Annotated in this window: 11 protein-coding genes; 6 read left to right on the top strand and 5 right to left on the bottom strand. The window is 67.5% G+C overall.

The genetic code is table 11. The features are described from left to right. Positions 1 to 89: 89 nt before the first annotated feature. Positions 90 to 527 carry a nitroreductase/quinone reductase family protein gene (locus tag AC3A6P_RS26830; RefSeq protein WP_487695129.1) on the top strand — a complete coding sequence of 146 codons (438 nt, stop codon included), beginning with the start codon at positions 90 to 92 and terminating at the stop codon, positions 525 to 527. On the opposite strand, the gene AC3A6P_RS26825 is transcribed toward AC3A6P_RS26830, so the two are convergent. The 3 genes from AC3A6P_RS26825 to AC3A6P_RS26815 form a co-directional block, all read right to left on the bottom strand. Next, positions 524 to 1222, bottom strand: coding sequence for an Rv1815 family serine proteinase (locus tag AC3A6P_RS26825; protein ID WP_487695128.1), 699 nt, complete (start codon positions 1220 to 1222; stop codon positions 524 to 526). The genes AC3A6P_RS26830 and AC3A6P_RS26825 overlap by 4 nt on opposite strands. A gap of 232 nt (positions 1223 to 1454) precedes the next feature. Further along, entirely contained in the window at positions 1455 to 2861 is a 1407-nt protein-coding gene (locus AC3A6P_RS26820; RefSeq protein WP_487695127.1) for an NAD(P)/FAD-dependent oxidoreductase, read from the bottom strand. Positions 2862 to 2870: 9 nt separating this feature from the next. Next, entirely contained in the window at positions 2871 to 3800 is a 930-nt protein-coding gene (locus tag AC3A6P_RS26815; protein ID WP_487695126.1) for a sterol desaturase family protein, read from the bottom strand. 61 nt (positions 3801 to 3861) lie between these two features. On the opposite strand from AC3A6P_RS26815, the gene AC3A6P_RS26810 reads away from it, so the two are divergent. After that, positions 3862 to 5073, top strand: a complete 1212-nt coding sequence (locus tag AC3A6P_RS26810; protein WP_487695124.1) for an NAD(P)/FAD-dependent oxidoreductase — start codon at positions 3862 to 3864, stop codon at positions 5071 to 5073. On the opposite strand, the gene AC3A6P_RS26805 is transcribed toward AC3A6P_RS26810, so the two are convergent. After that, entirely contained in the window at positions 5060 to 6598 is a 1539-nt protein-coding gene (locus AC3A6P_RS26805; RefSeq protein WP_487695122.1) for a carboxylesterase/lipase family protein, read from the bottom strand. The two genes, AC3A6P_RS26810 and AC3A6P_RS26805, sit on opposite strands and share 14 nt — an antisense overlap. A 98-nt stretch (positions 6599 to 6696) precedes the next feature. On the opposite strand from AC3A6P_RS26805, the gene AC3A6P_RS26800 reads away from it, so the two are divergent. Continuing rightward, complete coding sequence (locus AC3A6P_RS26800) at positions 6697 to 7044, top strand: DMT family transporter (protein ID WP_487695120.1); 348 nt, start codon at positions 6697 to 6699, stop codon at positions 7042 to 7044. Then, positions 7044 to 7367 carry a DMT family transporter gene (locus AC3A6P_RS26795; RefSeq protein WP_487695119.1) on the top strand — a complete coding sequence of 108 codons (324 nt, stop codon included), beginning with the start codon at positions 7044 to 7046 and terminating at the stop codon, positions 7365 to 7367. Before AC3A6P_RS26800 ends, AC3A6P_RS26795 begins: the two co-directional genes overlap by 1 nt. On the opposite strand, the gene AC3A6P_RS26790 is transcribed toward AC3A6P_RS26795, so the two are convergent. After that, a complete protein-coding gene (locus tag AC3A6P_RS26790) occupies positions 7356 to 8543 on the bottom strand; it encodes an MFS transporter (RefSeq protein WP_487695118.1) in 1188 nt (395 codons plus the stop codon). The two genes, AC3A6P_RS26795 and AC3A6P_RS26790, sit on opposite strands and share 12 nt — an antisense overlap. Before the next feature lie 98 nt (positions 8544 to 8641). Between AC3A6P_RS26790 and malQ the strand changes: the two genes are divergently transcribed. Continuing rightward, positions 8642 to 10807: a 4-alpha-glucanotransferase gene (gene malQ, locus AC3A6P_RS26785; protein WP_487695117.1), complete on the top strand. Its 2166-nt coding sequence runs from the start codon at positions 8642 to 8644 to the stop codon at positions 10805 to 10807. Positions 10808 to 10957: 150 nt separating this feature from the next. Beyond that, complete coding sequence (locus tag AC3A6P_RS26780) at positions 10958 to 12286, top strand: HNH endonuclease signature motif containing protein (protein ID WP_487695115.1); 1329 nt, start codon at positions 10958 to 10960, stop codon at positions 12284 to 12286. Positions 12287 to 12290 lie beyond the last annotated feature (4 nt).

The raw sequence follows: 12290 nt of genomic DNA, 5'->3' as shown, positions 1-12290 counted from the left end.
GAGAGCATTGCTCTTGAATTGAGCGCCCAACCGTGCCACCCTGATGAGAGAGCAGTGCTCTTGAATTTCGATCCGACAGAGGAGAACCGATGACTACCCGCTATGACCAACCCAATTTGATTGCCCGCACCGGTAATTCGCTGATCCGCTGGCTCGCCGAGGCCGGCATCAGCCTGGCCGGCACGCAGGTGTTGCGGGTTCGCGGCCGCAAGACCGGAGTCACCCGCTCGGTGGTGATCAACTTGATGACCGTCGACGGCGTGGACTACCTGGTGTCACCGCGAGGCAACACCCAATGGGCGCGCAACGCCAGGGCGGCCGGGCAGGTGAGCCTGGGCCCGCGGTGGCGTTCCCGCACCGTTTCGCTGTCCGAAGTGGCGGACGACGCCAAGCCGCCACTGCTGAAGCACTACCTCGATCGATGGTTCTGGGAGGTCAAGACCCATATCGGCGGATTGACGCCGGAGTCGGGTCCCGAGCAGATGCGCGCGGTGGCGCCGTCGATTCCCGTGTTCGCGCTGTCCTAGGGAGCGGGAGTCTGCGCCGAGGCGGCGGTCACGACGCCACCGATTCCGGCGCGCACGATATCGCCGGTGGCCTGCCACGACACCGCCGCGGGCAAGGTGCCCCACGTGCTGTTGAACAGTCCGATCACGACGGCGCGGTCACCTTCGTAGACATACACCGGGCCGCCGGAATCACCCTTCTGGCTCACCACCCCGTTGGTCATGGTGAACCAGCCGTTGTTGACGCGTTCGACGGTGCCGCAGCTCTCGCCGGTGATGATGCCGAAGTGGCAGACGGGCTCACCCAGGGCGGCGACCCGGCCGGGAACCGACTCCAACGGCTTGCCGCCGGGCAGGACGTTGTTCACGGTCACGTTGTCGGCCAGCACGATCGCCTGATAGTCGGTGATCACCTGATCGGTGGTGACGACGGCGCCGTTGGGGGTGTTGTCCTCGAACATCGCGACATTGCCGATCACCTGGCCATTGCGGTCGGTGACCGGGCCGTCGGCGTGGCAGTGGCCCGCCGAGAACGCGATCCGCATGGCGGGATCCACGTAGCCGAGGGTGCAGCGGTTGACCCCCTGCAGGATCTCCATGCCGGGGAACACCAGCGGTCCGGGCTGCGCAGCGGCGGCCGGAGATACGAACACCGCGACAAACGCCGCGGCCAGCACGGTCAGAACCCAGCGGACCGGTGAGGTGCTGCGACGCATCGGGTGCTCCGATCAGATCCGGGCCGGCTCCGCGAACGGAGCCCGCCTGCCGTTACGAGACTCACCATGCGTATCGGCAGCACCATCGCAAACCGTTACTGAATCTCCACAAAGTCAAGTACCCATTCGGCGTGTCGGACATTCCAGATCGATATCGATGCAGACCAGAGAGGGTTCCGCGCGGAACCGGGCCCCGCGCCGGGACAGTTACGGCGGGGTCACGGGCGGTAGCTCAGGAGTCGAAACCGAGCCCCAGTGCATCCAGGGTCTTCAGCAAGACGTTGCGCCGGCCGGCGCTGTGGTCGGCGCGATCCAACGACCACCGGGTGGCCTGGATCCCGACACTGGCCAACGGCTCCGGCGGGAACGGCAGCGGCTTTTTACGCACCATCTCCAACCGGGTACGCCGAGTCGGCGTGCCGTCGAGGAGATCAAGGCAGACGTCCGCGGCGAAGCGGGTGGCACCCACGCCCAGTCCGGTGAACCCGTTGACGTAGGCCACCCGGCCGCCGTGTGCGGTACCCCAGTGCGCGCAGAACCGGGTATTGGTGTCGATGGCACCGGCCCAGCGGTGGCTGAACCGGACCTCCTCCAGCGTGGGGAAGGTCAGGAAGAAGTGCGCTGCCAACCGGCGGTAGGTCGCGTCGCGGTCCTCGTAGGCGGGGTCGACGCGGCGGCCGAAGTGGTAGATCGCGTCGTACCCGCCGAACACGATCCGGTTGTCCGCGGACAACCGGTAGTAGTGGAACTGGTTGGCCGAGTCACCGATGCCTTGGCGGCCGCGCCACCCGACGCGGTCCAGCTGGTCCTGGCTCAGCGGCTCGGTGGCCAGCACGTAGTCGTACACCGGCACGGTGTAGAGCCGGTTGCGCTTGACCAGGCTCGGAAAGACGTTGGTGGCCAACACCACTCGATCGGCACTGATCTCCCCGCCCGGGGTGGTGACGGTGCACCCGTTGGGACCCGAGGACAGCGCCCGCGCCGGGGTGTGCTCGAAGATCGAGACGCCGGCCTCGGTGCACGCACGCGCCAGTTCGAGGGCGAGTTTGGCCGGATGCACGATGGCGCAGGTGTCGGGCTCGAACAGCGCGGCCAGATAGGTCGGCGAATTGACCTGTGCCCGAATGGCTTCGCGGTCGAGGAAGCTGCCATGCCCGTCGGCGGCGGATTCGCGCAGCCATTCCACCTGGTGTGGTTCGGTGGCAACGGCCAGCATGCCGGTGCGCTCCCAGTCCACGTCCAGGCCGAGGGTGTTGATATCGGACTGCATCCCGTCGAGGTTCTCCAAACCCAGTGCATCGAGTTCGTCGAGCTCGTCGGGCCAGCGGTTGCGCCCGTTCTCGGCGCCGTGGGTCAGGCTGGCCTCGACGAAACCCCCGTTGCGTCCCGACGCCGCCCAGCCCACGCGTTCGGTGTCGATCACCGCGATCCGGGTGCCCGGGTTGCGCTGTGCGGCGTGCAGCGCGGTCCACAGTCCGGTGTAACCCGCACCGACCACCAGCAGGTCACACCGCAGCGGGGCCGACAGTCGCGGGTACTCCTGGCGCGGGATGTCGAGCCACATCGACCCGAATTCGGCGCCCGCCAGGGAACGGTTGATCAGGGCGGGGTCGACATGACGATCGAAGACGGTTTCCACGGATGAAGATTACTCAGAGGTGCTCAGCTGTCGGGCCGAGACCGGCGCGGCGGCTCGCGTCGGCTGCCATCCGGGTGGGCCGAAGATGTAGCCCAACCGGTCGCGGAACCGTTCGGCACTCTTCACATCACGGCCGATCGCCACGTACTCGCGGGTCTGCAGGGTCCAGATGTTGAACGTGTTGACGGGCTTGGTCAGCCCATAGTGCGGGCGGAACAGCTCGTCTTGGTAGCTACCGAAGATCCTGTCCCAGATGATGAAGATGCCGCCGTAGTTCTTGTCCAGGTACTCGGGATCCATACCGTGGTGCACCCGGTGATGCGAGGGGGTGTTGAACAGGAATTCGAAAGGCGCCCACATCTTGTCGATGCGTTCGGTGTGCACCCAGAACTGGTAGATCAGGTTCAGCGAGAAGCTGGCGAACACCATCCAGGGCGGCACCCCCAGCAACGGCAGCGGCACCCACATCAGGATCTCGCCGCTGTTGTTCCACTTCTGCCGCAGCGCCGTGGCGAAATTGAAGTACTCACTGGAGTGGTGCGCCTGATGCGTGGCCCAGATGATGCGGACGCGATGGGCGATCCGGTGGTAGGCGTAGAACAGCAGGTCCACACCGACGAGCGCGATCACCCACGTGTACCAGGCCGTCGACGGCAGCTGCCACGGAGCGACGTAGGCGTACAACGCGGCGTACCCGAGCAGGGCCAGGAACTTCCAGCCCGCCGTGGTCGCCACCGACACCAGCCCCATCGAGATGCTGGCCCAGGCGTCTTTCCGGGCGTAGGCGCCCGTACCCGGCCGATCGTCCTCCAGGTGCTCGAGTTTGCGTGCCGCGGTCCATTCGAGGATCAGCAGCAACAGGAAGAACGGCACGGCGAACAGCACCGGGTCACGCATCTGCGGCGGCAACACTGCCAGCGCATCGGACAACACCTGCACGCCGCGAGTGTAACGCCACTGTTAGACACGTGTCAGTAGCGCGGTGCACTAGTTTCACCCCATGCGACAGGTGCTCGTCATCGGAGCGGGTTTCGCCGGGTTGTGGGCGGCGCTCGGCGCGGCACGGCGGATCGACGAACTGGGCGCGACGTCATCGGTGCAGGTCACCGTCCTGAGTTCACAACCGTTTCACGACATCCGGGTTCGTAACTACGAGGCCGACCTCCGCGATTGCCGCATCCCACTGTCGGCGGTGCTGGACCCAGTGGGCGTCGGCCACGTCGCCGCCACCGTCACCGGCATCGATGTCGACGCCCACACCGTGGCGACCCCGGATGCCACCGTCCGCTACGACCGGTTGGTGATCGCGACCGGCAGCCACGTCGTCAAACCCGATATCCCGGGACTGGCCGAGTTCGGCTTCGACGTCGACACCTATGACGCCGCAATGCGTCTGGACGCGCACCTGGCCGCGTTGGCATCCCGGGAACCGGGCCCGGTGCGGGACACCGTCGTGGTGGTCGGTGCCGGGTTGACCGGGCTCGAAACCGCCTGCGAACTCCCCCGCCGCTTGGCCGCACGGTTCGGGACGGGTGCGCAGGTGGTGCTGGTGGACCGTAATCGGCACGTCGGCTCCGACATGGGACCGCACGCGCGACCGGTGATCGAAGCGGCATTGGCGCAGTGCGGGGTGCAGGTGCGGACGGCCAGTTCGGTGGCGGCCGTCGACGCCGAGTCGGTCACCTTGAGCAGCGGCGAGGCGATCGCGGCCGCCACCGCGGTGTGGTGCGCCGGAATGCGGGCCGGTGACCTCACGGCCCAGCTCCGGGTGCCACGTGATCGGTTGGGCCGCTTGCCTGTTGACGATTTTCTCCGGGTCTCGGGTGTCGTCGATGTGTTCGCCGCCGGCGATGCCGCGGCGGCCCGGATGGACGACGAACACATGTCGGTGATGTCCTGCCAGCACGGTCGCCCGATGGGCCGCTACGCCGGTCACAACGTGGTCTCCGACCTGCTCGGCGCTCCACTGCTGCCGCTGCGGATCCCGTGGTACGTCACGGTGCTCGATCTGGGACCCGCCGGGGCGGTGTACACCGAAGGCTGGGACCGGCAGGTGGTCGCCACGGGAGCGGTCGCCAAGGACACCAAGACGACGATCAACACCGCACGGATCTACCCGCCGCGCGACGGCAACGCCGCTGCGCTGTTGGCCGCTGCCGCACCGCACCTGCAGGCACCGCCCGGTTACGGCGCCCCGCTCAGCGGAAGCTGAGGATCTCGTCACCCCAGGCGGCCCGGATACCGCGGTCCACGTCATCGACCACCTCGTCGTGCTGGTCGATCACCAGGGTGCTGCGCCGGCCGGTGGTATAGGCCGGCCACTCCGGGTCCGTCCCGGGGGTGCGGCCGTGCGCAAACGACACCCATCGGTCCTGGATCCGCTCCGAGACCGCGGTCCCCGCTTTCAGACCGCCCAGCTTGAACGTGATGTCCTTCGGTCCCATCACGAGATTGCCCCAGACATACGGCAATTCGGTGGCATGCGCGGCGCCCAGGCGCAACAGCCGCAGCATCGGCGTGGTCCAGTCGAAACGGTACAGATGTACCGGAGCGGAGGCGCTGTGACCTTCCGCGAACCACACCGTCGGCATCCGGAACCCGACATCACGCGCGACGTGCAGGCCCAGGGCCCGAGTGCGGATACCGGAGTAGGCCGAGCCGATCTCTGCCTCCGACGGCAGCTGTAGACCCGGCTGCTCGGCGGCGATCTCGTCGAACATCGCCCGGATGGTCTTCGGTGCGATCGGCATCAACGGCGAACGCATCCACCGGAACAGCGCCGCCTCGTCCTTGTTGGTGCCGATCAGCAGCGGCACCGGATGCGAGCGCCCTTCCCTGGCCAGCTTGACCGGGTAGTCCGGCACCAGGTCGCCGTCCATGGTCGGGGCGAACGCCAGTGTGCCGGGCGTGGTGGATGGCACGTGATCGAATACGTAGGCCGACGCTTCCACCAGCGCTTCCATCGGCAACGTGCGGGCCTCGTCGGCCGATACACCCAACCAGTCGAGCACCGACTGGGCCACGGTGTGCGCGCGTGCGCTGCTGTACACCGACGTCGCGGGCGAACTCTGCGCGATGGCGCGGTTAAACAACCCTTCCGCGGCCGGAGCGGTCAACAACGTGGTGACGATGCCGGCACCTGCGGACTCCCCGAACAGCGTCACCCGCTGCGGGTCACCCCCGAACGCCGCGATGTTGTCGCGCACCCATTCCAGCGCGCGCAGTACGTCGCGCAAACCCAGGTTGGTGTCGAAGCGCTCCGGACCGTTGAATCCGGACAGGTCGAGAAAACCGAAGGCACCCATCCGGTAGTTCAGGGTGACCACCACCACGTCACCGCGTGAGGCCATCACCCGCCCGTCGTAGAGCGGCTGGCTGCTCGCGCCGAAGATGTAGGCGCCGCCGTGCACCCACACCATCACCGGTTTCGCCGCACCGGGCTCCGCGCCCGACGGTGCCCAGACGTTGAGGAACAGGCAGTCCTCGGCAACGTGGGTGCCGGGGCCGAGCGGGATCGGGCTCTTGGGCTGCGGGCTGATGGACCCGAAGCTCAGGGCGTCGGCGACCTCGGTCCACGGCTCGGGCGGCTGGGGCGCACGCCAGCGCAGGTCGCCCTCTGGGGGCGCGGCGTACCTGATGCCTTTCCAGACCTTGACCTGGCCGTCATCGGCGCCGCGCACGGGGCCGGAATCGGTGTCGACTATCGCATCGGTGGGGGCGGGACGAACCGCAGTCACAGCTACCTCCTTGTCAGCCTCGACTCTGTCCAACGTACTGGTCGGTAACAATGATCCTGATCGGGTGGAGATCACAGCGGCAGATAGCCTTGGCGCCCGTGCGGAAATGGGTCCTGCTGGCCGGGGCGATCTCGACGGAAGTGGTGGCGACGCTGTCGTTGCGGGCGTTTCAGGACAACCCGGCCTGGCTGGGGGTCGTCGTCCCCGGGTATGTCGCGTCGTTCGTGTTGTTGACGTTCGTGCTGCGGGCCGGGATGCCCATCGGCGTCGCGTACGGGATCTGGGGTGCGTCGGGCACCGCTTTGACGGCAGCGCTGGCCGCCGTGGTGTTCGATGACCCGTTCACCGTGCCCATCATCGTGGGTATCGGGTTCATTGTCATCGGGGTGCTGCTGGTCGAATTCGGTTCGCATCGGGCCGAATCCGGGGCGGGCACAGCCCAGTGATGTGGGCGGCGCTGGCCGGTGCGATCGTGCTCGAGGTGGCGGCGACGCTCGGGCTGCGGGCCTCCGACGGGTTCCGCAAGAAAGCTTGGCTGGCACCGGTGATCCTCGGCTACGTCGCCTCGTTCTCGATGCTGTCGTGGTCGTTGTCACTGGGTATGCCGGTGGGCATCGCGTACGGCGTGTGGTCGGCCTGCGGGGTCGCACTCGTCGCGGTCATCGCCCGCTACCTGTTTGCCGAACCGTTGACCTGGGTGATGGCTGTGGGTATCGGTTTCATCATCGCCGGGGTGCTGACCATCGAGGTCATCGGTTCAGCCCATTGACCTCCTGGGTGCCAACACCCCCGCCGCCAGCATGATGACCAGCCCGGCGACCGGGACGATGAGCAGCCCGACCCGCAGACTCGTCGCGTCGGCCACGGCGCCCACCAGAGGCGGCGTGCCCAGAAAACCGACCCGCATCAGCCAGGTGACCACGGTCAGCCCGGTGCTCGGCGGAAGCCCTCGGACATTGTCTGCGGCGTGGAAGGCCGCGGGAATGACCGTCGCCACCCCCAGTCCCGCGACGGCGAAACCGGCGATGGTGGCGGGCACACTGGGCAACGCCAGCGCCAGGCCCATCCCGACCGCGGCGAGCAATCCCCCGGCCCGCGCGACGGTGCGTTCGCCGAACCGGTCGACCAGTCGGTCCCCGAAGATCCGGCCGACGAACTGGGCCGCCACCAATGCGATGAAACCGAAACCGGCGACGGCTCCCGGTGCGCCGAGGCTGTCGTGCAGATACAGCGTCGCCCAGGATTGGCCCGCGTCCTCGACGGCCGCGCCTGCGATGGCCAGCACCGCCAGCCCCACCAGCACGCCGTAGACGACCACGCGACGTTGCTGGCCGGCGTCGGCGGCGACCCGGGCGGCGGCGGCCGGTGAGTCGTCGTGGTCGGGACCGGGTAGCAGGTACTTGAGGCTGATCAGGCACATGGCCCCGAACAGCACCCCCGAGATCGCCAACTGGGTGCCGATGCCCAACCCGATCGCAATGGCAGCCGAACCCATCACACCGCCCAGTACCGCCCCGACCGACCACAGGGCATGTAACGAGTTGATGATCGAGCGCCCGTAGACCCGCTGGACCCGCAACGCGTGGGCGTTCTGCGCGACATCCGTCAGCGAGTCTGCGGCGCCGGCGACAAACAGCGCCAGCGCAAACGCCCACGCCACCGGCGCCATCCCGGCGAGTGCGGTGAACAGCGCGATCACCAGGCTGCTCAGTACCGCCAGCCGCGCGGAGGTGAAGCGGCGGATCAGGGCAGCCGCAGCCAGACCGGACAGGAGGGCGCCCGCGGGAAACGCCGCCACCGACAGCCCGAACACGGTGTTCGTGGTGCCCAGCGCGGCCTTGATCTCCGGATACCGCGGCAGCAGATTGGTGAAGATCGCCCCGTTGGTGAGGAACAACACCGACACCGCGAGGCGGGCGTTTCGGTCAGCGGGTGCAGGAGCCACGTGGAACCATTGTGCTGCAACGCCGCGCCCGGCTGAGCAAGGCACACCCGGTGCCGATGGCCGGGCCCCCGAGCTGTTGTCAGAGTGGATCGACCAGGATGGGGAACGTGACTGAGGTGGATGCCGGACTCGTCGAACTCGCGACCCGTTTCGGTGTCGCCACGTCCTATACGGACTGGACCGGGCGCACGGTGGACGTCGGCGAAGAGACTCTGGTCGCGGTGCTCGGTGCGCTCGGTGTCGAGGTGGGCACCGGAGAGCAGCGCAGCGGCGCCTTGGCCGCGCAGGACCGCGCGTATTGGTCGAAGACGTTGCCGTCGACCATCATCGGTAAAGCCGGTACCGAGCCCACGTTCTGGGCGCACGTCACCCATGGCGCCGACGCGCATGTCTGGGTACGGCTCGAGGACGGCACCGTCGCCACCGGGGTCCGCCAGCTCGACAACTTCACTCCCCCGTACGACCTCGACGGCCGGTTGATCGGCGAGGCGACCTTCGCCCTGCCGTCGGACCTGCCGCTGGGATATCACCGGGTGCATCTGCGATCCGGCGATGTCGAGTCCAGCACCGCGCTGATCGTCACGCCGTCATGGCTGGGATTGCCTGCGCGCATGGGCAATCGGCGGGTGTGGGGTCTGGCCACTCAGCTCTACAGCGTGCGGTCCAAGCGTTCGTGGGGGGTGGGCGATCTGACCGACCTGACCGACCTGGCCGTCTGGTCGGGCGCTCAGCACGGCGCCGGCTATGTCCTGGTCAACCCCCTGCACGCGGCCGAGCCCACCACTCCGATGGAGCCGTCGCCGTATCTGCCCACCTCCCGGCGCTTCGTCAATCCGCTCTACCTGCGGGTGGAAGCCGTCCCCGAATACGCCGATCTCGTCAGACGCAGCAAGGTGCGTGAGCTGCGCGACGACGTTCAGAAGCGGGCCCGCAAGGTCGACGCCATCGCCCGCGACGCATCATGGGCGGCGAAACGCAAGGCGCTCAAACTGATTCACAAGGTCGAACGTTCCGCGGGACGCGAACTGGCCTACCAGGCGTACCTGGCCCGGGAGGGCAAGGCGCTCGACGACTTCGCCACCTGGTGCGTGCTCGCCGAACGCCACGGCGCCGACTGGCACCGGTGGCCCGACGAGCTGCAGCATCCGGATTCCCCCGATGTTGCGGCCTTCGCCGAAAAGCACGCAAGCGCAGTCGATTTCCACCGGTGGTTGCAGTGGCAGCTCGACGAGCAGCTCGCTGGTGCACAGTCGGCGGCCGTGCGTGTCGGGATGCCGCTGGGCATCATGGCCGATCTGGCGGTGGGGGTGCACCCCAATGGCGCGGACTCCTGGGCACTGCAGGACATCCTGGCGCGCGGCGTCACCGCGGGCGCACCACCGGACGAGTACAACCAACTCGGACAGGACTGGTCGCAGCCGCCCTGGCGGCCTGATCAGCTCGAGGAGCAGGAGTACTTGCCGTTCCGTGCGTTGATCCAGGCCGTGCTACGACATGCGGGCGGGGTGCGTATCGACCACATCATCGGCCTGTTCCGGTTGTGGTGGATACCGGAGGGCGCATTGCCCACCGAGGGCACCTACGTGCGCTACGACCACGAGGCCATGATCGGCATCGTGGCGCTGGAGGCGCAGCGCGCCGACGCCGTGGTGGTCGGTGAGGACCTCGGAACCGTCGAGCCATGGGTGCGTGATTACCTGCGTGAGCGCGGGCTGCTCGGGACCTCGATCCTGTGGTTCGAACTCGACCGTGACGGCTCCGGCGGTCCGCTGCCGGCCGAGCGGTGGCGTGAGTACTGCTTGTCGTCGGTGACCACGCACGACCTGCCCCCGACGGCGGGCTATCTGGCGGGCGACCATGTGCGCCTTCGCGATTCACTGGGGCTGCTGACCCGGCCGGTGGCCGAGGAGTTGGCCGCAGACGAGCAGGAGAACGCCGCCTGGATCGCCGAACTGCAACGTGTCGGCCTGCTGCCGGGCGGGCCCGGTACCGATGCGGCCGAGATCACCGTCGAACAGACCATCCTCGCGCTGTACCGCTACCTGGGCCGGACGCCCTCGAGAATGCTCTCGGTGGCGCTCACCGACGCGGTGGGTGACCGTCGCACCCAGAACCAGCCGGGCACCGTTGACGAGTACCCGAATTGGCGTGTGCCGTTGACCGATTCGAAGGGCAAGCCGATGCTGCTCGAAAAGGTGTTCACCGATCCGCGCGCCGCGGCGCTCAGCGAAGCCATGCACGCGATCACCAAGCCGCACACCTGAGCGTCGTCGAGTTCCACCTGGGGGTCGTTGTCGAGCGCCCATCACAACCCTCACGCAGAACTCGGCGTCGCTTTAAACCCCTTGTGCTACTTCAGTATCAAGCGCCTCAAAGTGGGGTTTCGTGTCGGTGGCTGGGTCTAGCTTCGGGGTATGGGTTCTTCAGCTGTCGCCGACAAGGAGGCGATGCTGGCTGCCCAGGCGCAGATCGAAGTCTTGACCGCGCAGATGAACTCGTTGTCGATCGACGCGTTCACCCCGCTGGAATTATTGGAGCTGCAGCAGCGCCGCGAAACCGTCACCTGGATGCAGCCCACCCTGGATCACAAGGTGTACCAACGCCTAACCGTTGAAAGCACGCCGAAACAGTTGGGCTCCACCAGCTTCAAGAAGGTCTTGGCGGCCCGGTTGCGGATCAGTGACAGCGAAGCCGCCCGCCGCCTCAACACCGCCACCCTGCTGGGCCCGCGCACCGCACTGACCGGCGAACCACTGCCACCCACGCTGCCCAACGTCGCCGCCGCCCAAGCCCACGGCCTGATCGGCCCCGAACACGTAGCCAAGGTCAAAACGTTCTTCAAAAAACTCCCGGCATCGGTGGACTTCTCGGCCCGTGAAGCTGCCGAAGCCGACCTGGCCCGCCACGCCTCGACCCTGGATGTCGACGGCTTCACCGAGGTCGCCGACCGGCTGAAATACCTCCTCAACCAAGACGGCGAATTCTCCGATGTCGACCGCCAAGCCGGCCGGTATTTCACCATCGGCAAGCAGGACGCCGACGGTAACGTACCGGTGCACGGCAGGCTCACCCCGGAGTGCGCCGCCACCCTGCACGCCGCGCAGGCGAAACTTGCCGCCCCGGGCATGTGCAACCCCGCCGATGAATGCCCCCAGGTCGACGGGGAACCGGATCCGGAGCGCGCCCGCACCGATGCCCGCACTCAAGGGCAACGCAATCATGATGCGCTGCTGGCGATGGGCCGGGCGTTGTTGGCCTCCGGTGACCTCGGCCAGCACAACGGGCTGCCCGTCACCGTCATCGTCAAAGCGACTCTGACCGACCTGGAAAAAGGGGTGGGCCACGGCCTGACCGCCGACGGGACGTTGATCCCGATGCCCGAGGTCATCCGGATGGCCTCCCACGCCTTCCACTACCTCGCCCTGTTCGACGGGAAGGGGGTGCCGTTGCACCTGGGTCGGGCCCGCCGGACCGCCTCCCGCGGGCAGCGGATCATGCTGTTGGCCCAACACGGTGGCTGCACCATGCCCGGGTGCACCGCTTGCGGGTACCGCTGCCAGGTCCATCACGCCACCAAAGGCTGGAAAGACGGCGGCGACACCAATATCGAAGACCTCACCCTGGCGTGCGGGCCGGATAACCGGATGGTGGAAACCACCGGTTGGACCACGAGAACCGGCCTGAGGACGGTGTCACCGAATGGATCCCACCCCCGGAACTCGACTGCGGACAGTCCCGCGTGAACGT

The organism is Mycobacterium sp. Soil_C_30 (assembly GCF_057656995.1).
The sequence above is the reverse complement of the archived record's forward strand: the minus strand, read 5'-3'. Positions and strand labels throughout refer to the sequence as shown.